We start from the raw sequence: 24,430 nt of genomic DNA, 5'->3' as shown, positions 1-24,430 counted from the left end.
GCTACCTCATCCTCTGGTACAGGAACACGATGACGCCGATCAGGATCAGCCCGGCGATGATGGCGGAGGCGATCTTGACCTTGCTCCACGGCCGCTGGCCCTGGACCTCGCCGGTCAGACCGTTGACGACGACCTGGAACGGTTTGCCGTCGAAATTGACGGTGAGCAGCCACATCGGCAGCAGAAGATACATGAACTGCAGCATGTCGAACGTCGTCTGCTTGCGGTGGATCTGCTGGTGGTCGCCGCCGATGTCGTAGCGGATAGTGCTCTCCACCTGGGCGTCGACGCGCGGTCGGGCGTCGCGGTCGAACACGTCGCCTGGATCGCGATCGTAGGTCCGCGACAGGTGACCCGCTACGAACTCCGGAGTGTAAGGCACCGCTGCCTGGATCGGCCACGGTTCGAGCTCCCTCACACGCGGCTCGTCCATTCCGGTGTTGGCGAGTTCGGGCAGGTCGCGAATGCTGTCGCGGACGACGCCGGACACCGGCCGCCACGCGATTCGGGTCTCCGTGTGCTGGTTGTCACCCGATCCGACGACAACGGTGTAATTGTCCCCGCGCTGCCCGGAGTAGCCGGTCGTCGCGTCGACGTCGTAGGTGTAATACGACATGTAGACGCTCGTGAACGAGCCGAGCGTCCGGTACTTCTTGAACTCGGTCGGTGCGAACCAGCGGCTGTTGATCCACTTCTCGATCGATTCGCGTGCCTGCGGCTCGCCGACCTGCAGGGGCAGGACGGCGTCCAATGCGAGACGCTCGGGTGCGTCTTGGACGTCGTCGCGTTGAATCGGAGTGGCGCAGTAGGGGCAGCGGGTGGCGGTGAGGCTGCCGTTGAAGATCGTCTTGCCGCCGCACGCCTGACACGTGACGACGTGTTCGTTTCCGCCGACCGACGCGAGGCCGAGTGGCGCCCGCTGCGCGAGTTGATTCATCGTCGTCTGCAGATCGTGTTTGACGATCTGCGCGGACGGGTCAAGCTCGATCGGGTACGACGTACCGCACGACGAACAGCCGAGACCCTGCTGTTCAGGGACGAATGCGAGAGGCGCCCCACAGTTGCCGCACGGGTAGGTGCGTGTCTGTTCGGTGACCTGACGCTGGGCGCGATCGGCGGCGTTGGGCGCGGACGGCGGTGTGGGCGTGGGTGCAGCCGCTCTCGGGATCGGCGGACGCGCAGCAGGTGGTCTGCCGGTCGGCGGGATCGGTGGGGGCTGGGTCATTGCGTCACTGACCGGGTGCAGGGGGTGTGGGCGGAGTCTGCGGAGGCAGGGGTGGGGGCCCGGCCTGTGCGAACAGCGGCGCGAGCGCCGGGACCTGGCCGGCCTGGGTCCATCCCGCCATGCCCTGAGCCCACACGAGCGTGGTGGGCGTGAGGGACCCGCGCAGTTGGTCGATGGTGAACGGACCTGCGGCCGTGCCGTTCTGGTCCACGTGGAACGTCTGTGCCGACGGAACAGGTGGCGGTCCGGCGGGCGCCTGCTGTTGCTGCTGGTTGAACTGATTGGCGAACTGCCCGGCCATGGCCATCCCGACGCCCATGCCCATCATGTCGCCCGCGGTGCCTCCGCCGGGATTCTGGGCGGCCGCGAGCATCGCGTCGCCTGCGCGTCCCTGCTGGAAGCGGTTCATGTCTCCGACGTTGTTGAGGAAGCCGCGCTCTTCGACACCCCGTGCGACACCGCGGGTCATCGCTGCGGTGATCTCATCGGGCAGTGAGATGTTCATCGTCACCGACTCGATGGCCAACCCGTACTCGTCGTCGACGCGGGTCTGCACGTACTCGCGGAGTTTGTCGCTGAGCTCCACCTGCCTGCCCTGCAGGTCGATCGCTCCGACGCCGGTCTCGAGGATCATGTCCGAGAACGCGGTGGAGATGACACGGCGCAGCAACTCGGCGATCTCGTCAGCGTTCACCTGGCTGTCGGCGCCGATCACTTCACGGAGGAAGATCGCCGGGTCGGCGATGCGGATGACACACAGTCCGTTGGCGCGGACCTGGACCATGCCGAAGTCGGGGTCGCGCAACGTGATCGGGTTGGGCGTGCCCCAGCGCAGGTCGGTGACCGGCCTGCGGTTGATGAAGTACACCTCGCTGCGGAACGGGCTGTTGAAGCCGTGCTTCCACCCCTGGATCGTGCTCATGATCGGCAGGTTCTCGGAGGTCAGCTCGTAGTGACCGGGCTCGAAGGTGTCCGCGAGCTGCCCGCGGTACACGAACACCGCCTGCTGGCCCTCGCGGACGATCAGCTGGGCGCCGTTCTTGATCTCGTTGTTGTAGCGCGGGAAGCGCCACGCGAGGGTGGAACGCGAGTCGTCGACCCATTCGATTATGTCGACGAGTTCGCCACGCATCTTGCCGATGATGCCCATGTGAAGTCTCCGTTCGCAGGTGGTGTCCAGGTCATACCGCGCGGGCGGCGGTGATCTTCTCTTCGTTGACGAGTTCGGGAAGCAGTTCGGACGCTTCGGTGCTGAGGTCGTCCGCGGAGTGCGCAAAATCGACGCCGACCACGCGGACGCAGTTCGTGTCGTCGACCCGAGTGGTTGCGCCGCGGCGTGACGCTTTCGCATGTGACGATCGGTTGTTGGAGTCCTGTGTCCATGCACCGACCTGCAGGGACTCGCCGCGCGGGCACGATCCGGATTGGGCGATGAGCGCGTGGATCTGTGTTCCGCGGCCGCCGTCGGCGAGCGACTCTCCGTCGTTGTCGATCTGTGCGGGTGTGCGGGTCTCAGATTCGGGCACGATCATCGTCACGTTCTTGTCGTCGACGGGGCCGGAGGTGAGCGTCCAGCCCTCTGGGACTTCGACGGTGAGTGCGATGCTGTTGTCGAGCATCGCGGTCTCGGTGTGCGGGCCGGTGTCTGCGTCGGACTTCCACGGCTGCCAGATGAGGAGGCCGCCCCCGACGGCGACCACCGCGAGCACGGCGGTGAGGCCGACGATCAGCCCGGTCCGAGACTTCTTCGGAAGCGGCGGGTACCCGAACTGGTTGGGCGGGCCGAATTGAGCCTGCGGGCCGAACGGCGCCGGGCCGAACTGAGGGGGCTGCTGTCCGTACCGGGGAGGTGCGTACTGATGCGGCGCCTGCGCCGACGGTCCGCCGAAGCCCGGCCGTGGGTGCGGGCCCGCTGGGCCGCCAGAGCGGCCGAAGCGCGGGTCCTGCGGATACGTCACGGGTCGGGCCTTCCATCGTGGTCGGGCGACGCCCGAAGTGTCTGCTGACGACTCTATCTGTCGACCGGGCCGCGGAGGAGTCGGCGACGAGTGAACGAATGACCCGTAGTTGAAACCACCGCGCGCGAAACCCTCGTCGGAGCGGGCGGGACAGCGGATAGTTGTCGGCAGGTCACGAGTATCAGCGTCAAGCCCCGGCTTGCTGGTCGGCAACCCTCCACCGCGGTGGGGTGCTCCGGGTGACGACCTGGCCGTGTGCACAGTGTGCACGGCAAGCGCGATTCCAAGGAGTCTTCACCATGACCGCTGTCCTCGACGCGCCCGCGTGCCGTCCTGCCTCTGTTCTCGCACTGGCCCCGGTGGTGGGCGCTGATGTCTCGGTGCCCGCTACCGGACACCCCGGGGGCGTCACATACGCCAACCTCGACTACGCCGCGTCGGCGCCTGCGCTCGCCGCGGTCGCCGACCGGCTCGCCGGTGCTCTCGCGGAGTACGCGAGCGTGCACCGCGGCGCGGGCCACCTGTCGCAGGTCACGACTGCCCGCTACGAACAGGCCCGAGCGACTGTCAAAACGTTCGTCGGCGGTCGTGCCGACGACACCGTCGTGTTCACCCGCAACACCACGGACTCGATCAACCTCGCCGCATCGATCGTGCCGGGCGACGTTGTCGTCCTCGACATCGAGCATCACGCCAACCTGCTGCCGTGGACGCGGACCGGGCGCGCCCGCATCGTCGAATCGCAGTCGACGATTGACGCGACTCTTGCAGCGCTCGAGGCCGAGCTCGCGTCGGCGCCCGCTGCGCTCCTCGCGGTGACAGCGGCGTCGAACGTGACCGGCGAAGTGCTTCCGCTCGCCCGCCTCGCGGGTGTGGCACATCGCCATGGGGCCAGGATTCTGGTCGACGCAGCACAGCTGGTCGCGCACCGAGGGGTGTCGATCGCGAGCTTCGGGATCGACTACCTCGTGTTCTCCGGCCACAAGGTGTACGCGCCGTTCGGCGCGGGCGTGCTCGTCGGGCGTCCAGACTGGCTCGACAACGCACCGCCCTATCTTGCAGGCGGGGGCGCGAGCGCCGACGTCTCGATCGACGACGTCGCATGGCACGCCGGGGCCGCGCGGCACGAAGCCGGTTCGCCGAACGTGCTCGGCGCCGTATCCATCGCCGCGGCGGCCGACGAACTGCGCCGAGTCGGCTTCGAGAACATCGGGGCCCACGACGACGTATTGATCCGCCGCCTCGACGCGGGTCTCGCCGCACTTGGGCACGTGCGTCCGCTCCGAGCGTTCGACGATGGTCTCGACCGAGTCGCCATCGCGAGTTTCACCGTCGACGGGCATACGCCTCGAGCTGTCGCCGAGCACTTGAGCAGCCGTGGTATCGGCGTTCGAGACGGGAAGTTCTGCGCGCACCCGCTCTTGGCCAAACTGGGGCACCCGACCGGTGCCGTCCGCGCCAGCTTCGGTGTGGGCACGTCCTCGGACGACGTCGATCGACTCCTGGAAGCTCTGGCTGAACTGGCCTGATCTCCGAACGCCCGCGACCCTCCCCGCTCACCGAGCGGGGAGGGTCGCGTCGTATGCGAGGTGCGTTGGCCGCGTTCACGAGGTTCGGTGGCTATCTGGTGGTTGCACACCGATAGTTGCAGAGCGCATGCTGGTGGACCTGAACTTAGTTGCGCAACGCAAGTAATTGGAGTCGAAGCATGCCCACGCCCGAACGCATCGATGAGGTGTTCCTCGCACTGGGGCGCTTCATCAGGCTGCGTGACCGAGGCATCCACACGTCGTTCCGCTCGCCGGAGGGCGAAGTCGAGACCGCCGCTTACCGCGGCCTGTTCGTCCTCAAACACGGCCCGATGCGTGCGAGTGAACTCGCTGCGGCAATGGCCGCAGACCCCTCCACCACCAGCAGGCACGTCGCCAAACTCGTCTCCGAAGGTTTTGTCAGGCGAGAGCCGGATCCCGCAGACGGTCGTGCGTTTCGGCTGATCCTCACCGACGAGGGGCGAGTCCGAGTCCGTGAACTCGGCGCACGTCGTCGTCAGGTGGTCGGAGAGATGGTCGCCGACTGGTCCGACGAAGAGTTCAACACCTTCTCAGCTCTGCTGACCCGATTCGTCGATGCGGTGGAAGACCGCATCGTTCCATGTAGTGAGAAAGAAGACGCCCGATGACCTCCGCAGCTTCGGCCGACTTCCCCGGAAAGGGTCTGACCCATCGTCAGATCCTCACGGTGATGGCCGGCTTGATGATCGGCATGTTCCTGGCCGCGCTCGACCAGACGATCGTGTCGACGGCGATCCGCACCATCGCCGACGACCTCAACGGCTACGACATGCAGGCGTGGGTCACCACCGCCTACCTGGTGACGTCGACCGTCGTGACGCCCCTGTACGGCAAGGTGTCGGACATCTACGGACGCAAGCCGTTCTTCCTGCTGGCGATCACGATCTTCGTGATCGGCTCCCTCGCGTGCAGCATGGCGACGTCGATGTACGAGCTGGCGGGCTTTCGCGCGCTGCAGGGCCTGGGCGCAGGTGGACTGTTCACGTTGGCCCTCACCACAATCGCCGACATCGTCGCGCCCCGCGAACGCGCCAAGTACCAGGGTTACTTCCTGGCAGTCTTCGGCACGTCGAGTGTGCTCGGTCCGGTGCTCGGCGGACTGTTCGCCGGTGCGGACTCGATCCTCGGTGTGTCCGGATGGCGCTGGGTGTTCCTGGTGAACGTTCCGATCGGCCTGATCGCGCTCGTTGTGGTCTACAAGGTCCTGAACTACCCGCAGCAGAAGCTGGTCGGACACCGCACCGACTACTGGGGCGCGGCCACCGTAGCCGTGGCGGTCACTCCGCTCTTGATCGTGGCCGAGCAGGGCCGCACATGGGGATGGACGTCGACCAACTCGATGATCTGTTACGCGATCGGCCTCATCGGCATCGCACTGTTCGTGGTCGTCGAATCTCGGATGGGCGACGAGGCGATCATCCCGTTGCGGGTGTTCAAGAACCGAGTGTTCACGCAGGGTGTCTTCATCTCGCTGGTGGTCGGCGCCGTGATGTTCGGCGGCATCTCCATGCTGCCGCAGTACTTCCAGGTGCTCCGCGGTTCCAGCCCGATGATGGCAGGTCTGCAGATGTTGCCGATGGTGCTCGGAATGATGAGCGCCTCGATCCTGTCGGGCCAGCTGATCTCCCGGAGCGGGCACTACAAGAAGTTCCCGATCATCGGCTCGATCCTGATCACCACGATGGCGTTCCTCCTGCACTACCTGAGCACCGAGACGCCGCTGTACCTGGTGATGCTCGCAGCGTTCGGCCTAGGATTCGGTCTCGGCAATCTGATGCAGCCGATGATGCTCGCGATGCAGAACATCCTGCCGATGCGCGACGTCGGCATGGCGACCGGAACGGCGACGTTCTTCCGTCAGATCGGTGGAACGCTGGGCGTGGCCGTGTTCTTCTCGCTGCTGTTCTCGACGATGGGGCCGAATATCTCCGACGAGATGCGGGTCGCTGCCGGAACTCCCGAGTTCCAGCAGGCGGTGGTCGAAGCCGCCCAGAGTGACGACCCCGACGTCGCGGCGTTCGGCAAAGGACTCATCGCTTCCGCCAAGAACCCGGAGGCCGCTGGAGGCGACAGCGACGGGCTGATGAAGGACACGACGATCATCGAACGGCTGCCCCACGGCATCTCGCACCCGATCAAACAGGGCTTCGCGGACTCGATGGACAAGGTGTTCCTGTCGGTGTCGATCCTGTCGCTTCTCGCGATCATCGGCACCATCACCTGGACCGAAGTGCCTCTTCGCGGTGGCGCCAAGAAAGAAGAGGAACCCGCAGAGGTTCCGGCCGCCGAGTGAATAGAGAGACGCCGCGAACCTCGGGGGTTCGCGGCGGCTCTCTACATTTCAGGGAGGGCGTCAGCCCTGGTAGCGAGCGACGGCGGCTTCGGCGACCTTGATCGCTTCGTCCTTCCCGACCCAACCGCCCGGGGTGACGGACTTACCGGGCTCGAGGTCCTTGTAGCGCTCGAAGAAGTGCGCGATCGCCTTGAGCTCGAACTCGTTGACGTCACCGACGTCCTGGATGTGATCCCAGCGTGGGTCGCCTGCGGGCACCGCGAGCAGCTTGTCGTCGCCACCGGCCTCGTCGGTCATGGTGTACATCGCGACGATGCGCGCCTTGACGATGACACCTGGGTACACCGATTCGGGGAGCAGGACCATCGCGTCGAGCGGGTCGCCGTCCTCGCCGAGGGTGTGGTCGATGTAGCCGTAGTCGGCCGGGTAGCCCATCGACGTGTACAGGTAGCGGTCCAGGTAGACCTTGCCCGACTCGTGATCGACTTCGTACTTGTTGCGTGCACCCTTGGGGATCTCGACGGTGACCTCGAACTCCATGCGTTCACTCCTTCATCTCGTGTGTGGGACCCTGCATCAAAGCGTGTGGGCCCAGCGCCGGTGGAAAACACGTGCGACGGCCTCCAACGATACTGTTAGTTCCGTCCCCTGCATTTCCCAGACCGGAGGTTCCGTGGCTTCGCGCATCCCGCCGACCGTGATCCCGCCGACGGGCGAGCCCGCTCGGAAGTCCCGAAAAGGCTTGCGCATCACGCTGATCCTGCTGCTCGTCGTCATCATCGCAGGCGGTGGAACGGCGGGCTGGTGGTTCTACACACAGCGACCCGACCCGGTGCCGGACGGAACCCCCGCGCAGCCGGCCGCGGTGACCGTCGACCAGGTGATCAAAGCGGTGTCCGAGGCTGCGCCCGCGCCGACGGCCTCCGGCGTCCGTGCGGCGCTGTCGAAGCCGTCACGCGCCGATGCCCTCGGCGAGTTCACCGGACAGGTCACCGATCCGCTGACGGGCAAGGTCCTGTGGAGTCGAGACGCCGACGAAGCACGGACGCCGGCGTCGAACGCGAAGATCCTCACGGCGGCGGCGGTCCTGATGACGCTTCCTCATGACAAACGGATCACCACGAACGTGGTCCTCGGCGACGACGGTCAGGCGATCCTCGTCGGTGCGGGCGACCCGACTCTCACCTCAGGCGACGGTGAGCAGACGTTCTACTCGGATCCCGGTCGCATCTCCGACCTGGCGACGCAGATCAAACGGTCTGGAGTGGAGGTCACCTCGGTGGCGTTCGCGACGCCGGGCTTCACCGGGCCGTCGATGGTTCGCACCTGGGATCGCCGCGACATCGAGGGCGGTGACATCACCCCGCTGACGTCCCTGATGGTCGATGCAGGACGACGCGATCCGCTGGACGAGTACTCGCCACGTACCGACAGTCCCGCGGAAGAGGCGGGCCGTGCCCTCGCTGATGCTCTTGGGGTGCACAGTCAGGTGACCGAGGTCGACGCCCCGGCCGGTGGCCGGACCATTGCGTCGGTGAAATCCGCGCCCCTGTCCGTGCGGGTCGGTGACATGATGCGGTTCAGCGACAACGTGCTCGCCGAGATGCTCGGCGTGGAACTCGCTGAGGCGACCGGCGGCCAGGCGAGCACGAGTGGCGGTGTGGACGCGGTCCTGCGCGCGCTTCGCAGTGCCGGATTCGACGTCGACGATGTGCGCCTGTCCGACCTGTCCGGACTGTCGTACGCGGACAAAGTGCCTGCTCGGGTCCTCGACGCGGTGATGGGAGCGACCGTCGGCGGTGACAACTCGCCGAAACTGCGGTCACTGCTCGACACTCTTCCGGTGGCGCATGGCACGGGGACGCTCGCCGACCGTTTTGATCCGGCCGCGATGCCGGGTGCGGGCTGGGTACGGGCCAAGACCGGAACATTGACGGGCGTCACGTCGTTGACGGGGATAGTGCAGACCGTGGACGGTCGAGTGCTGTCGTTCGCATTGATGTCGGGCGGTACCTCACCCGCCGACGCGAGGCCCGCGATCGACACGGTCGCAGGCGCCCTCCGCGAATGCGGATGCCGAAGCTGACATGACCGATCCACAGACCAGGAGCCACGACATGGCCGAGACCAACCGGGACGAATCGATCGTCACCGCCGAGACGTCTGCGCTCACCGTCGGCGTCGACTGGGAGCTCGCGGCCTCGATCGGGCGACGAGTGGCGCGGCCGGGTCCCCGCGTCACCCGATACACGATGGAGCAGGCGCGTGCCGAACTCTCGGCCGCCGCGGTCCATGCCGAAGGGCCAGTCCGGGAGGTCACGGGACTCGCCGACGGGCTGCGAGTGCCGACGGCACGCATCGTCGACCGTGCCGGATGGATCGACGCCGCGTCGCGGTCGATGCCGGCGATGCTCACCGATGATCCGCAACCCGAGACCGGGCTGGGAGCGAAGATCGCCGGTGTCCAGGCCGGCGGTCTGCTGGCGTTCCTGTCGGGCGCGATCCTCGGGCAGTACGACCCGTTCAGCACCGACCCCGACACCGATGAGCCCGGGGTGCTGCTGTTGGTGGCGCCCAACATCATCGCCGTCGAACGGCAGCTCCGTGCCGTGCCGGCCGACTTCCGACTGTGGGTGTGCCTGCACGAGGTGACGCACCGAGTCCAGTTCTCCGCCAATCCGTGGCTCACCGGCTACATGCGCGAGAACGTCAGCGGCCTGGCGGGCGGTGATGAGGACTCCATGACCGAGGTCCTCACGCGTGTCACCGAGGCTGTGCGCAGCGGGAAACCGCGCGAGAAGGGAATGGTCGGGGTCCTGCAGCTGCTGCAGTCGCCCGAGCAGTTCGAGGCATTCGAGCGTGTCCTGGTGCTCGGGACGCTCCTCGAAGGCCACGCCGATCACGTCATGGACGCCGTCGGACCGGCACACGTGCCCACCGTGGAGCAGATCCGTGCCGGATTCGACGCCCGGCGCAGTGCGCCGCGCAATCCGCTGCAGCGTCTCATCCGTGCCCTAATCGGCATGGACGCGAAGATCGCGCAGTACGTGCGCGGCAAGGCGTTCGTCGATGAAGTGGTCGAGACCGTCGGCATGGAGCGTTTCAACACGGTCTGGAACTCACCCGACACGCTCCCGAAGATGAGCGAGATCGACGAGCCCTCGACGTGGATCGACAGGGTTCTCTGACCGGCACCGCCGAACGCGCCGTGATCGGTGCGGTCCGCGGCTACGTGTCGGCTCACCTCGACGGGGGACCCGTCTGCGTCGCATTGTCGGGAGGTGCGGACTCGCTTGCGTTGACTGCGGGTGCGGTTCGTGCGGGACTGGACGTCCACGCGATCGTCGTCGATCACGGTCTGCAGGACGGATCCGATGTCGTCGCCGAAACGGCTGCGGCCACAGTCAGACGCCTGGGGGCCACCGCCGAGGTCCGGCGAGTGACTGTCGACGGCGCCGGCGGACTCGAAGCGGCCGCTCGGACCGCGCGCTACACCGCGCTGGACATGGCGCGCTCCGACAGGCCGGTCCTGCTGGGGCACACCCTCGACGACCAGGCGGAGACTGTTCTCCTCGGTCTCGGACGAGGTTCGGGAGGCCGGTCGCTCGCGGGTATGCGGCCGTGGTCGGCTCCATGGGGGCGGCCGTTGCTCGGCATCCGTCGAACGCAGACGGTTGCGGCATGCGAGGGCTGGGGACTGCCGGTGTGGGACGACCCGCACAACAGTGACCCGCGATTCACCCGTGTCCGGGTGCGCACCGAAGTGTTACCGCTGTTGGAGGACGTGCTGGCCTCCGGGGTAGCCGAGGCCCTCGCGCGTACCGCCGACCAGCTCACGGCCGACTCCGACGCCCTCGACGCGTTGGCTGGCGACGTCCTCGACCGGCAGACGGATGAGGGGCTGGCAGTGATCGAGGTCGCTGGCGCACCGTCTGCGATCCGCACCCGTGCGGTTCGCTTCTGGCTTCAGCGGCGGGGAATCGAGGCGCCGTCGCACCGACAGGTCACGGCCGTCGACGCACTCGTCTCCGACTGGCACGGCCAGGGCCCGATCGCGGTGGGAGGAGACGACGAGGCCCGCCTGGTCGTGACCAGGCGGGCCGGGGTGCTCGTCGTCGAGCGTCTTAACAGGTGACTCTGCTGAGGACTAGGTGACCTTGCAGAACTTCGGCTTGAACTTCGAATGGGTGGCGTCGAAGTAGCGGGTGAACGTCCCGGAGATCGCTGCTCCGCCGAGGCCGAGCGCGACGCCGGCCACAACGCCGATGGCTGCACCCGCAAAAGCGAGCGGGCCGCCGACGAGACCGACGACTGCGCCGATCACCGCGCCGGCGAGGCCGCCGATGGTGGTGGCTGTCGCCAGTTCGGAGTTCATCCGGTTGAGGGCCTCAAGATCGCGTTGCTTGCGTGTCTGCGGGCCGCAGAGCTGCTTCTCGTCGGCCGCCGACTGCCGAATCTCGGCAGCGTTCCGGACCCGTGCGGGGGTGGTGACCGACCGGGAGGCATCGGTCGACGGGACCAGGGTCGCGGTGCGGCCCTTCACCGTCGCGTCGATCGGGTAGGACCGCTTGTCGGTGTTCAGGTACGTGAGAGGGACCGTTTCGAGTACCGATCCGGCGGCGTTGCGGACGACGAGTGAACCGGATTCGACGGACAGGGAACCGTCGGCGATGCGGACGACGACGTCCGCCTTGTTCGCCTGAACGGTGGCTTGGATCGGTGTGTTCGCCGGTGCTGCTGCGGCCGGTCCGGCGACGAGGGGGATCGTCAGAACGGCTGCGAGGAGCGTGATGAACGTGATCCGGACATGGTTGAGCCTTTGGGTGGGCATGTGCCTCATTTCAGTGATGGAAGCGCGCAAAAGAGCGCGAAAGGGTCGTCTGAACGTGCCACACGGAACCTGATGGATTCCTCGGTTTCGGCAAACTTGTGACAACTGTGATGGAAGAGACTTCTGATTCTCTAGATCAGTGGTATCCGCGGCCTGTGGCCTCTCGGATCGGTGCCGATGTGCTGTGCAGGCGGTCGGCGTGACAAGCTAGACGCGTGGCACTTGACGACAACGCCTTGGGTTCAGACAGCGGTTACGGCGGAGACATCGAGTCCGTCCTGATCAGCCGTGAGCAGATTCATGCACGCACGGTCGAGATGGCGCAGGCCGTCGGCGAACGATACAAGGACGTGGACGAAGATCTCGTCCTGATCGGTGTCCTCAAGGGCGCGATCATGTTCATGACGGACTTCGCTCGCGCACTTCCGATTCCGTCGCAGATGGAGTTCATGGCCGTGTCGAGTTACGGCTCGTCGACGTCGTCGTCCGGTGTGGTCCGAATCCTCAAGGACCTCGACCGTGACATCGCGGGCCGTGACGTCCTGATCGTTGAAGACGTCATCGACTCGGGCCTCACGTTGTCGTGGCTCATGAAGAATCTCGCGACCCGGTCACCGCGGTCGCTCGAAGTGGTCACCCTGCTGCGCAAGCCCGACGCGATGCGCGCGGTGATCGACGTGGCCGACGTCGGCTTCGACATCGGCAACGAGTTCGTCGTCGGGTACGGACTCGACTACGCCGAGCGGTACCGCGATCTGCCGTACATCGGCACCCTGCATCCGGACGTCTACTCGTCCTGATCTGGCGCCGCCGGGAACACTGCGGGTCGCCCGAGCGTTGACAGGTAGCCTCGTATTCGTCGAACGACGGGAAGGACTGGAGGTCCGGTGCCCATGCGCGGCGAGTACGCCGCCTCACGCACCGGTCCACGCGCACACCCATGAACCGTAAGAAACTGTTCCGAAACCTGGCCATCGTGGCCGTGGTCCTGCTCGCCCTGTGGGGCTGGAGCGTGATGCGGAACTCCGACCGTGAGTACACCGGCGTCGACACGTCCGTCGCGATGGCGCAGCTGGACGCGAAGAACGTGAAGTCGATTCAGATCGACGACCGCGAACAGCGTCTCCGGATGGAGCTGAAGAAGCCCGTCAAGGTGGACGACGCCGACCAGACCAAGGTCACCACTCAATACCCGTCGGGTGTCTCGTCTCGGATCTTCACCGCAGCCCAGAAGTCGGGTGCGACGTACCAGACGAACATCACCAAGGACTCGGGGATCTGGCAGTCGATCCTGATCTTCGTCCTCCCGATGATCATCCTGTTCGGCTTGTTCTTCTTCCTGATGAATCGGGCGCAGGGCGGCGGGCGCGGCGGTGTGATGGGCTTCGGCAAGTCGAAGGCCAAGCAGCTCAGCAAGGACATGCCGAAGACGACGTTCGCAGACGTCGCCGGTGCCGACGAAGCTGTCGAAGAACTCGACGAGATCCGCGACTTCCTGCAGAACCCCGCCCGGTACCAGGCGTTGGGCGCGAAGATCCCGAAGGGCGTTCTGCTCTACGGTCCGCCCGGAACCGGCAAGACGCTCCTGGCCCGCGCAGTGGCCGGCGAGGCAGGCGTCCCGTTCTACACGATCTCCGGCTCCGACTTCGTCGAGATGTTCGTCGGTGTCGGTGCGTCGCGTGTCCGCGACCTGTTCGAGCAGGCCAAGGAGAACAGCCCCTGCATCATCTTCGTCGACGAGATCGACGCCGTCGGCCGCCAGCGCGGCGCGGGCATGGGCGGCGGCCACGACGAACGCGAGCAGACGCTCAACCAACTGCTGGTGGAGATGGACGGCTTCGGCGACCGGTCCGGCGTCATCGTGATGGCCGCAACCAACCGCCCCGACATCCTCGACCCGGCTTTGCTGCGTCCCGGACGTTTCGACCGCCAGATCCCCGTGTCGAACCCGGACATCGCAGGTCGACGCGCGATCCTCGCCGTCCACGCGAAGGGCAAGCCGATCGCGCCCGACGCCGACCTCGACGGGCTGGGCAAGCGTACGCCCGGCATGTCGGGTGCCGACCTCGCGAACGTCATCAACGAGGCCGCGCTGCTAACCGCGCGCGAGCACAAGAACGTGATCACCGGAGAGGCCTTGGAAGAGGCGGTCGACCGTGTGATCGGCGGGCCTCGCCGCAAGAGCCGCATCATCAGCGAGCACGAGAAGAAGGTCGTCGCCTACCACGAGAGCGGTCACACCCTCGCCGCGTGGGCGATGCCCGATCTGGACCCGATCTACAAGGTCACCATCCTGGCTAGAGGCAAGACCGGCGGACATGCACTCGCCGTGCCCGAGCAGGACAAGGAGCTGATGACCCGTTCCGAGATGCTCGCGCGTCTGGTGATGGCGATGGGGGGTCGGGCGGCGGAAGAACTCGTGTTCCACGAGCCGACGACCGGAGCGAGCTCCGACATCGATCAGGCGACCAAGATCTCGCGGGCGATGGTCACCGAATACGGCATGAGCGCCAAGCTCGGCGCCGTCCGATACGGCCAGGAGCAGGGCGATCCGTTCCTCGGACGCGGCATGGGCAACAGCGTTGACTACTCGTCCGGTGTGGCCGCGGAGATCGACGCTGAGGTCCGTGACCTGATCGAGGCCGCACACACCGAGGCGTGGGCCATCCTCGACGAGAACCGCGACGTCCTCGATGTTCTCGCGGGTGCCCTCCTGGAGAAGGAGACCTTGCTCCGCAAGGACCTCGAAGAGATCCTCTCGGACGTCGTCAAGCGTCCGCGGATCACCAAGTTCGACGTTTTCGGAGACCGCACGCCGAGCACCAAGCCGCCGATCAAGACTCCGGGCGAGCTGGCAGTCGAGCGTGGTGAGGAGTGGCCCCCGAAGCCTGCCGAGCCCATCGCACCGGTTCCGCAGAATCAGCCGCCCCAGTACCAGGCACCGGAGTACCAGGCACCGCAGAATCAGCCGCCCCAGTACCAGGCGCCGCAGATTCCGACGCCGCAGTACCAGCAGCCGTATCAGCCGCAGCCCGCGTACGACGGGCAGACGTACTCACCGGAGCCTCCCGTATACGGTGCTCCTGCCCAGTACGGACAGCCGCCTGCGGGGCAGCCGTCATACGGGCAACCCGCGAGTGGCCAGCCGGCTACCGGTCCCCAGCCTCAACCGGGCCAGGGGTACCTGTACCCGGGAACGACGCCGCCCGCCGCACCGAGCGGGCAGTCCACGCACGGCACGCGACCCGACTACGGCGCCCCACGTGACTGGTCGGCGCCCGGATGGCCGCCGGAGAACCCGACTGACGGCGACGGCTCGTCCGACCGCCGGTGACCCGAGGAGAGACAATGACCAGCGTCGACGACACCCATGTGGTGGACGGCGTGACCGCGCCGGGACACGGTGCGGTCGGAGCGTTCGACCAGGAACGTGCGGAGGCCGCAGTCCGCGAGCTCCTCATCGCGGTGGGGGAGGACCCGGACCGCGAAGGGCTCAAGCGCACGCCGCACCGCGTCGCCAACGCCTATCGGGAGATGTTCGCCGGGCTCTACACCGAGCCGGACGAGGTCCTCGCGACAGTCTTCGACGAGGGCCATTCGGAGCTGGTCCTGGTCAAGGACATCCCGATGTACTCGACGTGTGAACATCACCTCGTCGCGTTCCGTGGCGTTGCACACGTCGGTTACATTCCGGGCGAGTCGGGACAGGTCACCGGCCTGTCGAAACTGGCTCGCGTCGTCGATCTCTACGCGAAGCGCCCGCAGGTCCAAGAGCGCCTGACCAGTCAGGTCGCGGACGCGCTCGTGCGTCGACTCGACCCGCGCGGCGTGATCGTCGTGATCGAGGCCGAGCACCTGTGCATGGCGATGCGCGGCATCCGCAAGCCCGGAGCAACCACCACGACGTCCGCCGTGCGCGGACTGTTCAAGACCAGCGCGACATCGCGCGGCGAAGCGCTGGACCTGATCACTCGGTGACCGGCCGACCACTCGCAGACGAGCCCGTCGATGAGCGCACCCTGGTGATGGGTGTGCTCAACGTGACGGCCGACTCGTTCTCCGATGGCGGTCGCTATCTCGACGTCGACGACGCTGTCCGGCACGGTGAGGCGTTGGCGTCAGCGGGCGCCGACATCGTGGACGTCGGCGGGGAGTCGACGAGGCCGGGCGCGATTCGTGTTGATCCCGGTACGGAGGCTCAGCGGGTGGTCCCGGTGATTTCAGCGCTCACCGCTTCCGGAGTGCGCGTGTCTGTGGACACGATGCGTGCGTCGGTTGCGGCGGCGGCGTTGGAGGCGGGCGCGAGCATCGTCAACGATGTGTCGGGTGGACGTGCCGATCCCGACATGGGTCGTGTTCTCGCTGATGCAGGCGCGCCGTGGATCCTCATGCACTGGCGACCCGCGGGTGCGGCCGCGGCTGGAGACCGTCATTTCACCCACCGGGTCGACGACGCGGTCGGGTACCGCGATGTCGTCGCCGAGGTCTCGGGTGAACTGCTCGGACAGGTCGATGCGGCGGTCGCCGCCGGAGTCGATCCCGACCGGATCGTCCTCGACCCTGGGCTCGGCTTCGCGAAGACGGCAGAGCACAACTGGGCTCTGCTGCACGCGCTTCCAACACTCGTCGGACTGGGCTTTCCGATTCTGATCGGGGCGTCGCGCAAGCGATTCCTCGGCTCCTTGCTGGCGGCGGACGGGCGAGATCGCCCGCCTGCCGGACGCGAGGTCGCAACCGCGGCCGTCTCGGCGTTGTCCGCGGCCGGGGGCGCGTGGGGAGTTCGAGTGCACGACGTGGCGGCGAGCCGCGACGCGATCGATGTGGCCGCCGCGTGGCGCGCCGGGGGACGAAGGGGTACTCATGGCTGACCGGATCGAACTGCGCGGACTGCGCGTCCACGGCAACCACGGCGTCTTCGACCACGAGAAGCGGGACGGCCAGGAGTTCATCGTCGACGTCACGCTGTGGATCGATCTGCGTGCCGCCGCCGCATCGGACGACCTCACGGACACCGTCGACTACGGCACCCTCGCACAATGCGCGCACGACATCATCGCGGGCCCGTCGCGGGACCTCATCGAGACCGTCGGCGCCGAGATAGCCGACACCGTGATGGCCGACGATGAACGGGTCGTCGCATGCGAGGTGACGCTGCACAAGCCGTCCGCGCCGATCCCGCTGACCTTCGACGACGTCGCCGTCGTCACACGACGCTCACGGAAGCCGCGCGGAGCGTGACAAGCCGCGCAGTCCTCTCCGCAGGGTCGAACATCGGCGACCGTGAGGCGTTCCTGCGCTCGGTCGTCGACGCTGCGGGCGATGACCTGATCGTGGTGTCCGACGTGTACCTCACCGCGCCGTGGGGCGGAGTCGAACAAGACGACTTCGCCAACGTGACCCTGATCGTCGAAGCCGATCGGACGCCGGAGGAGTGGCTCGAGTTCTGCCGGTCGTGCGAGCGGGCAGCGGAGCGGATCCGTGACGTGCGATGGGGCCCACGGACACTGGACGTCGACGTGATCACCGTCGACGTCGACGGCCAGACGATGGTTTCGGACGACCCGGACCTCACGCTCCCTCACCCGCGCGCCGAACTGCGGGCCTTCGTGCTGGTGCCGTGGCTCGCAGTCGACCCCGACGCCGTGATCGTCACCGCAGCAGGCCCGCGGGCAGTCGTCGAGGTCGTCAAGGGTTTGGACTCCGCCGAGGTGGCGGGCGTCCGCCGTGCGGGGGCGCTGCGATGAACAAGACCGGCGACGACGAGCAGCGCATGACCGTCACACGTGTCCGCGACCTGCTCCTGATAGCGGTGGTCGCCGGGCTCGCACTGTGGATTCTGATCCGCTACAACTACGGAGCGTTTCCTTCGCTACCGTGGCCCGCCGGCCTGTCCCTGTACGTGCTCGCGGTGTTCGAGTTCATCACCGGCTTCGTTGTCCGGGCGCGAGTAGCCGGCCGTGACATCGGTCGAGCGCGTGGACAACTGCATCCGATCGCCGTCGCGCGAGTGATGGTGTTGGCGAAGGCGTCCGCGATTCTCGGGGCGATCGCCGCAGGCGGGTGGACGGGTGTGCTCGTGTTCCTACTCGACAACGGTCTGCTCGACGCCGCGCGCGCCGACCGTCCCGCCGCGATCGTCGGAGCAGTCGGCGGAGTCGTGCTCGCCGCCGCCGCGGTGTGGCTGGAACACTGCTGTCGCGCACCGGACGATCCGGACGCCGAATCGGACGCGTCCGACCCCGCTCCTGCCTGACCTGGGCTGGTCCCGCACTCGGCGGGTCCGTCCGGCGGCAGAGGCCTTCCGTCACCTATTTCCGTCCCGGCGACGGCGTTCCGTCGCTTCTGCGCCGGATTGGTGACGCCTGTGCAGGCTGGTGACGAAAAGCGGTGACGGAAAAGCCGCACTCGAGTTCACGCTGATCGGTGCGCGGCAGTCAGTTCGACGAGACGTCGTACATCGCGCTCGGCACCGCGCCACCGCGCGAACACATCGGTGGAATCCAGACGAAGGATCAGATAGTCGCCGAGTTGGGCGACGCGGTCGCGTCGTCTGTCCTTCGTGTACTGCGCCGAATCGTCGCGATGCTGTCTCCCGTCCAGCTCGACGATCACCCGGCCTTCGACGAGGAGATCTAACAAATCCCACTCCGTTGATGTACACCTGGGGTTCGACGTCGAACCCCAAGGAGCGGAGTCGGAGTCTGCTGATCGTCTCCAGGTTGTGGACAGACTTCTCATTCATCCACACGCGCCTTCGCGGCGTTTCGTGATCCATTTCTGTCGCCTATCGGCAGAAGTGTCACTGGTCGTCGGTGAGGGTGACGGAACGCCGACGCCGCTGCGGAATGGGGTGATGGAAAGCCGAACGGGGCGACGGGGACGACTTTCCGAGGTCCGGTACGTCCGTACGCGTCTACGGGCCGGTAAGTTGGCGTGCATGACCGACGAGGCACAGTCCGACTCCAATCAGGGTTCGCGTACTTCTGCAGGCCAGTGGGTGATCGCGCTCTTCGTGGTGCTGGCGCTGGTCGCGAGTCTGCTCATGGTGCTGGGCGACGACCTGTCGATGCAGGCGTCTCTCGCCGTGATCGCGGCCCTGTGGGCAGCGGTGATCGGCGCGGTCCTGGTGACGAAGTACCGCCGCCAGGCCGACGTCGCAGAAGGGCGTACACGCGATCTGCGGCTCGTCTACGAACTCCAACTGGAACGTGAGATCGCGGCCCGCCGTCAGTACGAGTCCGACGTCGAGGCGTCGATCCGCCACGAGATGTCGACGGAGACGAACCACGAACTCGAAGACCTCAAGGTTCAGGTCCTGGCGTTGCGGTCGAGTCTCGAGCAGTTGCTCGGCGAGCCGCTCCCTGCGTCGCGTATCGCGATCGGCCTCGAACGGCCCCGCGAGCTCGGATCGGGGCTTGCAGGCGTGACGTACGCCGGAGACTCGGACGACCGCGCCGCCGCCGAGCGTGACTTCGCATCGACGGCCCCACCGGTCGAGTCGGGACGCCATGCGCCGATGAGTGACGTCCCGCCGTCGGGCATGACGGAGATCATCCCGGTGGTCACCGAGGAGCCGGCTCCCGAACCGGCCCGCGCCGAGCCGCAGCCCGCCCAGTCCCAGCCCGCCCAGCCCCAACCGCAGCAATCTCAACCGACTCCGTCGGGCCGGTTCCCGCAGCCTCCGCCCGTCCCGCAGGCACCGCAGCGCCCGCAGCCGGGTCCGCAGCAGCCCGGTCCAGCCCCGCGGCCGCAGTTCCCCGCGGGACCGCAGACCGGTGGTCACCAGCGCACCGCGTTCGCCGCGGGCGCGTACGAACCGCCGTCGGGCCCGATGCGGCAGGCGCCCGCTCGCCCACAACGTCCCCAGCCACAGCCCCAGCCCCAACCCCAGCCGCATCCGAACGAAGACGGCGCGCACGCTGCAGGTCGGCCTGCGAGTGAGCTCTTCTCGCGACTTCGCGAAGGTGCGAACGACGGCGAACGCAAGTCCGGTGGTCGCCGCCGCCGCGACTGACGTCTGGCCGCCGCCTGGGAGCACTTCAGGTGAAGCCAGTCACAAGCGTCTGGCGAGGTGATGGTCGGAGGCCTATCGTGGTGTCCGGACGTCTGGTACCCGGAGCATGCGCACCGCATGTGGGAGGGACTGGAACTTCGAGTTGGAGGCAGCGGTGAATTCACCGACGGCGCCGGCGCGTCTACGCGTCGGGATCGTGAGTGCAGGTCGTGTCGGGACCGCGCTCGGCGAAGCTCTAGCCGCTGCAGGTCATCGCGTGACGTCCGTCGTCGCGAACTCACTGCAGTCCTTGTCCCGAGCACAAGATCGGTTGCCATCCGCCGAGATCCGCGACCTGCCCGCACTCGTCGAGCTGTCAGATCTCATCGTTGTCGCCGTCCCCGACACCGTTCTCGCCGACGTCGCAGCACAGATCGCCGACGTCGACACTTTCCGTCCGGGAACCATCGTCACCCACACCGCGGGTGCACACGGCGTGGACATCCTGGCGCCGATCGCTCGCCGTGGCGGCATCGTTCTGGCGACGCACCCGGCCATGACCTTTGTGGGCACTCGCGAGGACACCGCCCGGCTGTCGGCGTCGTGCTTCGGCGTCACGGCGGCCGACGAGATCGGCGACGCGATCGCTATGGCACTGGTTCTGGAACTGGGTGCGACGCCCATCCGCATCGCCGAGACGAGCCGGACGCTCTATCACGCGGCCCTCGCACACGGCGCGAACAACTTGAACGCTCTGATCACCGACGCCGTCACGGCTCTGCAAGCCGCGATCGCAGGGCCCGGCGGTAAGGCCGCGAGCACCGCGACCGTCGACGGTGGGTCCATCGGCCTGGCTGAGCAGCTTCTTGCGCCGCTGGTCACCGCGTCGTTGGAGAACGTGCTCGCACAGGGACGGTCCGCGTTGACGGGTCCCGTCGCCCGCGGCGACATCAACACAGTCGCCCGACACCTTGATGAACTGTCCGACGTCCACGAGGGCATTGCTCACGGTTATCGTGTGCTCGCCGGTCGAGCTGCAGCCCAGCACGATTCCGCACCGGCCCTCCGCGAAATGCTGGAGGCACACCCGTGACCGATGCACCCCTGTTCACTCCCGGCGAGCTGACCGTCCACAGCGATCCCGCCGTGATGCGTCGCATCACCAAAGCACTGCGCGGGACGGGCAAGCGTGTGGCGCTCGTCCCGACGATGGGCGCCCTCCACGAAGGGCACCTGCAGTTGGTGCGGACCGCACAGGACCTCGGCACGGTGGTGGTCGTCTCGATCTTCGTCAATCCGCTGCAGTTCGGCGCGGGCGAGGACCTCGACGCGTACCCGCGCACGTTCGACGACGACGTCGCCAAGCTCCGCGAGATCGGCGTCGAGCTGGTGTTCGCGCCCACCGCGAAGCACATGTATCCGGTCGGCCCGCGGACGACGATCCACCCGGGCCCGGCAGGCGAGATCCTTGAGGGAGCCGCGCGTCCCACCCACTTCTCGGGCATGCTGACCGTCGTCAACAAGCTCTTCAACATCGTCGCTCCGCACGTCGCGTACTTCGGCGAGAAGGACTACCAGCAGCTGATTCTGATCAATCAGATGGTCAACGACCTGAACCTCGACGTCGCGGTGGTCGGCGTTCCGACGGTCCGCGAGGCGGACGGTCTGGCCTTGTCGTCGCGCAACCGGTACTTGTCGTCTCAGGACCGTGAGCTGGCGACAACTCTGTCGGCGGCTCTCTTGGCAGGCACTCACGCCGCCGAGCACGGGGAGGCCGCGATCCTCGCAGCAGCCCGAGCCGTGCTCGACACCGAGCCGAGCATCGAGGTCGACTACCTCGCGCTGCGCGGCCGAGGACTGGAAGATCCCCCCGAAGTGGGGGACGGGCGGCTGCTCGTGGCGGCCCGACTGGGATCCACGCGACTACTCGACAACGTCGGCGTCGCGATCGGTACCGGGTTCATCGGAAAAGAAGAAGGTTGAGCATGTTCCGCACCATGATGAAGTCCAAGATTCACCGGGCGACGGTGACACAGGCCGACCTGCACTACGTCGGCTCGGTCACCATCGACTCCGACCTGCTCGAGGCCTCCGACATCCTCGAGGGCGAGCAGGTGACGATCGTCGACATCAACAACGGCAACCGCCTGGAGACGTACGCCATCGCTGGCGAACGCGGCACCGGCGTGATCGGGATCAACGGCGCCGCAGCGCATCTCGTGCATCCCGGCGACCTTGTCATCATCATCGCGTACGGCGTGATGAACGAGGCCGAAGTGGCCGCCTACTCACCGCGCGTGGTGTTCGTCGACGCCGACAACCGCCAGATCAGTGTCGGCGACGACCCGGCCGACGTCCCCGCCGACTCCGGTCTCAAGGACCCGCGCCACCCCGAGCGTGAACTCGTCACCACCCTCGCCTGATGCTGCTCACCGTCGACATCGGCAACACGAACATCCACCTCGGGGTCTTCGCGGGCGTCGGTGACAACGCGGCACTGGTGCGTGACTGGCGCATCCATACTCAGCCGAACTACACCGCAGACGAACTCGCGCTGACGCTGCGTGGGTTGCTCGGGCGTGATGTCGACCAGGTGACGGCGGTTGCAGTGCTGTCGACAGTGCCGTCGCTTCTGCGCGAGATGCGCGTGATGCTGCCGCGGTACTTCGGCAACGGGCCGCACGTGCTGCTCGAACCTGGGGTTCGGACGGGTGTCCCACTGCTGGTCGACAACCCGAAGGAAGTCGGCACGGACCGGGTCGCCAACGCGCTTGCCGCACACGAGAACTTCCCCGGCCGCCCGTGCATCGTGGTCGCCTGCGGAACGGCGACCGTCGTCGACGCGGTGTCGGCGAACGGCGAGTTCCTCGGAGGTGCGATCGCTCCCGGCATCGACCTCGCTGTCCGAGCGCTCAGCGACCACACGGTCACCGTGCGGAAGGTGGAACTGCGACCTCCGCGCAGCGTCGTCGGCAAGAACACCGTCGAAGCGCTGCAGTCGGGCATCCTCTACGGATTCGCCGGCCAGATCGACGGTCTCGTCCAGCGGATCCGCCGTGATGTTCCCGGGTTCGACGGAGCGGACGTCGCGGTTGTCGCGACGGGCTACCTCGCACCGCTCATGTTCGGCGAGTGCGTCACTCTCACCGACCACAGACCTCACCTCACCTTGGACGGTCTTCGCCGTGTCCACGAACGGTCCCGTAAGCGCTGAACCTGTTTCACCGCGAAGGTAGCGTCGAAGTCGATGCAGGCCTTCGACCATGGGAGAGCGATGTCAGACGTTCGAGGAATCGACGCAGCGAAGTACGGACCGTGGGCGGTGATCGTCGGGGGCTCCGAAGGCGTCGGCGCAGCGTTCGCCGAGCAAGTCTCTGCAGCGGGTGTGAACGTCGTCCTCGTCGCGCGGAAGAAGGCGCCGCTCGAGGCCACTGCGGAACGATGCCGAGAACTCGGTGCGGACGTCCTCGTGATCAGTGCCGACCTCACCGTCCCCTCCGACCTTCAACTCGTGATGGACGAGACTCACGGACTCGACGTCGGGCTTCTCATCTGCAACGCAGGCGCCAACAGTTACGGCTCCCGGTTCGTCGAAGGTGATCTCGGCGAGTTCATGAACGTCTTGACGCTCAACGTGACTGTGCCGATGGCGCTGGCCCATCACTTCGGCGCCCGCATGCGCAAGCGCGGATCGGGAGGGATCGTCACGATCGGGTCGATGAGCGGGTACCTCGGATCGGCGGAGCACACCGTGTACGGAGGGTCGAAGGCGTTCATGCGGATCTTCACCGAAGGGCTGTGGTTGGAACTCAGAGAGGCAGGCGTCGACGTTCTGCATCTCGTCCTCGGAGTCACCGACACGCCCGCGATGCGCCGCGCAGGGCTCGACTTCGACATGCCGGGACTGGTTGTCGGGCGGCCGAGCGATGTCGCCCGCGAAGGGTTGGAGAATCTCGCCGCGGGACCGGTGCACGTCGTCTCCCCGAACCAGGACAGTCCCGTCGTCACCGGACTGCCCGACCGTGCCCGTGCGGTGCTCGGCCACCACAAGATGATGCAGGGACTCATCCGCCGCAAACGCTGACGTCGAACTCGTCCGATACGGTCGGACGATGGACAAGCTCTACGGCGACGATCTGCGGGTCGGGACCGTGTATCGGTTCGGCCGGCACGAGGTGACGCGTGACGAACTCGTCGAGTTCGCGCAGAACTGGGACCCGCAAGACTTTCACTCCGACGCGGCGGCGGCCGCCGACGGCGCATACGACGGGCTGATCGCATCCGGCGTCCACACGATGGCGATCAACCAACGACTGTCCGTCGAAGCGATGTACCGGCACTGGCACGTGATCGCCGGACACAGCGTCGACGTGCGATTCCTACGTCCGGTGCGCGTCGGTGACGTCTTGTCCGGTCAGGCCGAGATCATGCGGATCGACCACGAACCCGATCGTCGACGAGCATTCGTCGCGGTCGAGCGGACGCTCACGAACCAGACGGGACGCCAGGTGCTGGCCGTGTCGACGACCCTCTACGTGCACCTGGCGCCCACCTCTTGA

General features: G+C 66.8%; 26 protein-coding genes and 1 riboswitch. Of the genes, 21 read left to right on the top strand and 5 right to left on the bottom strand.

The features are described 5' to 3' along the window. Position 1: 1 nt before the first annotated feature. From JVX90_RS16160 to JVX90_RS16150, 3 genes are read right to left on the bottom strand one after another with little or no spacing between them, the layout of a single operon-like run. A complete protein-coding gene (locus JVX90_RS16160; protein WP_205329710.1) occupies positions 2-1,225 on the bottom strand; it encodes a hypothetical protein in 1,224 nt (407 codons plus the stop codon). A gap of 4 nt (positions 1,226-1,229) precedes the next feature. Continuing rightward, the gene (locus JVX90_RS16155) at positions 1,230-2,375 is read right to left on the bottom strand and encodes an SPFH domain-containing protein (RefSeq protein WP_205329709.1); all 1,146 of its coding nucleotides are present in this window, start codon (positions 2,373-2,375) and stop codon (positions 1,230-1,232) included. Positions 2,376-2,406: 31 nt separating this feature from the next. Then, positions 2,407-3,183, bottom strand: coding sequence for a hypothetical protein (locus JVX90_RS16150; RefSeq protein WP_205329708.1), 777 nt, complete (start codon positions 3,181-3,183; stop codon positions 2,407-2,409). 170 nt (positions 3,184-3,353) lie between these two features. After that, a riboswitch (SAM riboswitch) is annotated at positions 3,354-3,467 on the top strand. A 15-nt stretch (positions 3,468-3,482) separates the two neighbouring features. On the opposite strand from JVX90_RS16150, the gene JVX90_RS16145 reads away from it, so the two are divergent. The 3 genes from JVX90_RS16145 (at position 3,483) to JVX90_RS16135 (ending at position 7,047) form a co-directional block, all read left to right on the top strand. After that, positions 3,483-4,712, top strand: coding sequence for an aminotransferase class V-fold PLP-dependent enzyme (locus JVX90_RS16145; RefSeq protein ID WP_205329707.1), 1,230 nt, complete (start codon positions 3,483-3,485; stop codon positions 4,710-4,712). Positions 4,713-4,891: 179 nt separating this feature from the next. Beyond that, entirely contained in the window at positions 4,892-5,362 is a 471-nt protein-coding gene (locus tag JVX90_RS16140) for a MarR family transcriptional regulator (RefSeq protein ID WP_205329706.1), read from the top strand. After that, a complete protein-coding gene (locus JVX90_RS16135; RefSeq protein WP_205329705.1) occupies positions 5,359-7,047 on the top strand; it encodes an MDR family MFS transporter in 1,689 nt (562 codons plus the stop codon). Before JVX90_RS16140 ends, JVX90_RS16135 begins: the two co-directional genes overlap by 4 nt. 60 nt (positions 7,048-7,107) lie before the next feature. Here the strand turns inward: JVX90_RS16135 and JVX90_RS16130 are convergent, their stop codons facing one another. Beyond that, entirely contained in the window at positions 7,108-7,587 is a 480-nt protein-coding gene (locus tag JVX90_RS16130) for an inorganic diphosphatase (RefSeq protein WP_205329704.1), read from the bottom strand. Positions 7,588-7,720: 133 nt separating this feature from the next. On the opposite strand from JVX90_RS16130, the gene dacB reads away from it, so the two are divergent. From dacB to tilS, 3 genes are read left to right on the top strand one after another with little or no spacing between them, the layout of a single operon-like run. Beyond that, positions 7,721-9,133, top strand: a complete 1,413-nt coding sequence (gene dacB, locus JVX90_RS16125; protein ID WP_205329703.1) for a D-alanyl-D-alanine carboxypeptidase/D-alanyl-D-alanine-endopeptidase — start codon at positions 7,721-7,723, stop codon at positions 9,131-9,133. Positions 9,134-9,164: 31 nt separating this feature from the next. Further along, entirely contained in the window at positions 9,165-10,235 is a 1,071-nt protein-coding gene (locus JVX90_RS16120; RefSeq protein WP_205332458.1) for a zinc-dependent metalloprotease, read from the top strand. Then, positions 10,232-11,182, top strand: coding sequence for a tRNA lysidine(34) synthetase TilS (gene tilS / locus JVX90_RS16115; RefSeq protein ID WP_205332457.1), 951 nt, complete (start codon positions 10,232-10,234; stop codon positions 11,180-11,182). The genes JVX90_RS16120 and tilS overlap by 4 nt, the downstream gene beginning before the upstream one ends. Before the next feature lie 12 nt (positions 11,183-11,194). On the opposite strand, the gene JVX90_RS16110 is transcribed toward tilS, so the two are convergent. Then, complete coding sequence (locus tag JVX90_RS16110; protein ID WP_205329702.1) at positions 11,195-11,878, bottom strand: hypothetical protein; 684 nt, start codon at positions 11,876-11,878, stop codon at positions 11,195-11,197. Between the two features lie 215 nt (positions 11,879-12,093). On the opposite strand from JVX90_RS16110, the gene hpt reads away from it, so the two are divergent. The 15 genes from hpt to JVX90_RS16035 all read left to right on the top strand — a co-directional run bounded on the left by hpt (position 12,094) and on the right by JVX90_RS16035 (position 24,430). After that, complete coding sequence (hpt, locus tag JVX90_RS16105; RefSeq protein ID WP_205329701.1) at positions 12,094-12,678, top strand: hypoxanthine phosphoribosyltransferase; 585 nt, start codon at positions 12,094-12,096, stop codon at positions 12,676-12,678. 140 nt (positions 12,679-12,818) lie between these two features. After that, positions 12,819-15,212 (top strand): ATP-dependent zinc metalloprotease FtsH, encoded by a 2,394-nt coding sequence (gene ftsH / locus JVX90_RS16100; protein ID WP_205329700.1) that lies wholly within the window; start codon positions 12,819-12,821, stop codon positions 15,210-15,212. A gap of 14 nt (positions 15,213-15,226) precedes the next feature. Then, a complete protein-coding gene (gene folE / locus JVX90_RS16095) occupies positions 15,227-15,856 on the top strand; it encodes a GTP cyclohydrolase I FolE (RefSeq protein WP_240193924.1) in 630 nt (209 codons plus the stop codon). Positions 15,857-15,903: 47 nt separating this feature from the next. Beyond that, the gene (folP, locus tag JVX90_RS16090; protein WP_205332455.1) at positions 15,904-16,746 is read left to right on the top strand and encodes a dihydropteroate synthase; all 843 of its coding nucleotides are present in this window, start codon (positions 15,904-15,906) and stop codon (positions 16,744-16,746) included. Further along, positions 16,739-17,116, top strand: coding sequence for a dihydroneopterin aldolase (folB, locus tag JVX90_RS16085; RefSeq protein ID WP_205329699.1), 378 nt, complete (start codon positions 16,739-16,741; stop codon positions 17,114-17,116). The genes folP and folB overlap by 8 nt, the downstream gene beginning before the upstream one ends. Continuing rightward, positions 17,113-17,622 (top strand): 2-amino-4-hydroxy-6-hydroxymethyldihydropteridine diphosphokinase, encoded by a 510-nt coding sequence (gene folK / locus JVX90_RS16080; RefSeq protein WP_240193923.1) that lies wholly within the window; start codon positions 17,113-17,115, stop codon positions 17,620-17,622. Before folB ends, folK begins: the two co-directional genes overlap by 4 nt. Next, positions 17,619-18,131, top strand: coding sequence for a DUF3180 domain-containing protein (locus JVX90_RS16075; protein ID WP_205329697.1), 513 nt, complete (start codon positions 17,619-17,621; stop codon positions 18,129-18,131). The genes folK and JVX90_RS16075 overlap by 4 nt, the downstream gene beginning before the upstream one ends. 170 nt (positions 18,132-18,301) lie before the next feature. Continuing rightward, positions 18,302-18,514: a hypothetical protein gene (locus tag JVX90_RS20615; protein WP_240193922.1), complete on the top strand. Its 213-nt coding sequence runs from the start codon at positions 18,302-18,304 to the stop codon at positions 18,512-18,514. A gap of 301 nt (positions 18,515-18,815) precedes the next feature. Beyond that, on the top strand, positions 18,816-19,892 hold the full coding sequence (locus JVX90_RS16065; protein ID WP_205329695.1) for an NADH-quinone oxidoreductase subunit J: 1,077 nt from the start codon (positions 18,816-18,818) through the stop codon (positions 19,890-19,892). A gap of 106 nt (positions 19,893-19,998) precedes the next feature. Beyond that, entirely contained in the window at positions 19,999-20,964 is a 966-nt protein-coding gene (locus JVX90_RS16060) for a DUF2520 domain-containing protein (RefSeq protein WP_205329694.1), read from the top strand. Further along, on the top strand, positions 20,961-21,854 hold the full coding sequence (gene panC, locus JVX90_RS16055; protein ID WP_205329693.1) for a pantoate--beta-alanine ligase: 894 nt from the start codon (positions 20,961-20,963) through the stop codon (positions 21,852-21,854). Before JVX90_RS16060 ends, panC begins: the two co-directional genes overlap by 4 nt. A 2-nt stretch (positions 21,855-21,856) precedes the next feature. Continuing rightward, positions 21,857-22,294: an aspartate 1-decarboxylase gene (gene panD, locus JVX90_RS16050; protein ID WP_205329692.1), complete on the top strand. Its 438-nt coding sequence runs from the start codon at positions 21,857-21,859 to the stop codon at positions 22,292-22,294. Further along, entirely contained in the window at positions 22,294-23,085 is a 792-nt protein-coding gene (locus JVX90_RS16045; RefSeq protein ID WP_205329691.1) for a type III pantothenate kinase, read from the top strand. The genes panD and JVX90_RS16045 overlap by 1 nt, the downstream gene beginning before the upstream one ends. Before the next feature lie 60 nt (positions 23,086-23,145). Further along, positions 23,146-23,955, top strand: a complete 810-nt coding sequence (locus tag JVX90_RS16040; protein ID WP_205329690.1) for an SDR family NAD(P)-dependent oxidoreductase — start codon at positions 23,146-23,148, stop codon at positions 23,953-23,955. Between the two features lie 28 nt (positions 23,956-23,983). Then, positions 23,984-24,430, top strand: coding sequence for a MaoC/PaaZ C-terminal domain-containing protein (locus tag JVX90_RS16035; protein WP_205329689.1), 447 nt, complete (start codon positions 23,984-23,986; stop codon positions 24,428-24,430).

This window comes from Gordonia sp. PDNC005, from assembly GCF_016919385.1.
In the GTDB taxonomy this organism is placed as follows: Bacteria; Actinomycetota; Actinomycetes; order Mycobacteriales; family Mycobacteriaceae; genus Gordonia.
This window is presented reverse-complemented; position numbering and strand designations above follow the sequence as displayed.

What these genes read in the sequence shown, in the direction of transcription:
- folP (WP_205332455.1), top strand. Translation starts at nt 15,904, where the DNA reads ATGGGTGTGCTCAACGTGACGGCCGACTCGTTCTCCGATGGCGGTCGC.
- JVX90_RS16045 (WP_205329691.1), top strand. Translation starts at nt 22,294, where the DNA reads ATGCTGCTCACCGTCGACATCGGCAACACGAACATCCACCTCGGGGTC.
- JVX90_RS16035 (WP_205329689.1), top strand. Translation starts at nt 23,984, where the DNA reads ATGGACAAGCTCTACGGCGACGATCTGCGGGTCGGGACCGTGTATCGG.
- JVX90_RS16145 (WP_205329707.1), top strand. Translation starts at nt 3,483, where the DNA reads ATGACCGCTGTCCTCGACGCGCCCGCGTGCCGTCCTGCCTCTGTTCTC.
- JVX90_RS16075 (WP_205329697.1), top strand. Translation starts at nt 17,619, where the DNA reads ATGAACAAGACCGGCGACGACGAGCAGCGCATGACCGTCACACGTGTC.
- ftsH (WP_205329700.1), top strand. Translation starts at nt 12,819, where the DNA reads ATGAACCGTAAGAAACTGTTCCGAAACCTGGCCATCGTGGCCGTGGTC.
- JVX90_RS16110 (WP_205329702.1), bottom strand. Translation starts at nt 11,878, where the DNA reads ATGCCCACCCAAAGGCTCAACCATGTCCGGATCACGTTCATCACGCTC.
- JVX90_RS16040 (WP_205329690.1), top strand. Translation starts at nt 23,146, where the DNA reads ATGTCAGACGTTCGAGGAATCGACGCAGCGAAGTACGGACCGTGGGCG.
- JVX90_RS16160 (WP_205329710.1), bottom strand. Translation starts at nt 1,225, where the DNA reads ATGACCCAGCCCCCACCGATCCCGCCGACCGGCAGACCACCTGCTGCG.
- JVX90_RS16065 (WP_205329695.1), top strand. Translation starts at nt 18,816, where the DNA reads ATGACCGACGAGGCACAGTCCGACTCCAATCAGGGTTCGCGTACTTCT.
- JVX90_RS16120 (WP_205332458.1), top strand. Translation starts at nt 9,165, where the DNA reads ATGGCCGAGACCAACCGGGACGAATCGATCGTCACCGCCGAGACGTCT.
- JVX90_RS16060 (WP_205329694.1), top strand. Translation starts at nt 19,999, where the DNA reads ATGCGCACCGCATGTGGGAGGGACTGGAACTTCGAGTTGGAGGCAGCG.
- JVX90_RS16155 (WP_205329709.1), bottom strand. Translation starts at nt 2,375, where the DNA reads ATGGGCATCATCGGCAAGATGCGTGGCGAACTCGTCGACATAATCGAA.
- JVX90_RS16135 (WP_205329705.1), top strand. Translation starts at nt 5,359, where the DNA reads ATGACCTCCGCAGCTTCGGCCGACTTCCCCGGAAAGGGTCTGACCCAT.
- panD (WP_205329692.1), top strand. Translation starts at nt 21,857, where the DNA reads ATGTTCCGCACCATGATGAAGTCCAAGATTCACCGGGCGACGGTGACA.
- JVX90_RS16130 (WP_205329704.1), bottom strand. Translation starts at nt 7,587, where the DNA reads ATGGAGTTCGAGGTCACCGTCGAGATCCCCAAGGGTGCACGCAACAAG.
- JVX90_RS16140 (WP_205329706.1), top strand. Translation starts at nt 4,892, where the DNA reads ATGCCCACGCCCGAACGCATCGATGAGGTGTTCCTCGCACTGGGGCGC.
- folB (WP_205329699.1), top strand. Translation starts at nt 16,739, where the DNA reads ATGGCTGACCGGATCGAACTGCGCGGACTGCGCGTCCACGGCAACCAC.
- folE (WP_240193924.1), top strand. Translation starts at nt 15,227, where the DNA reads ATGACCAGCGTCGACGACACCCATGTGGTGGACGGCGTGACCGCGCCG.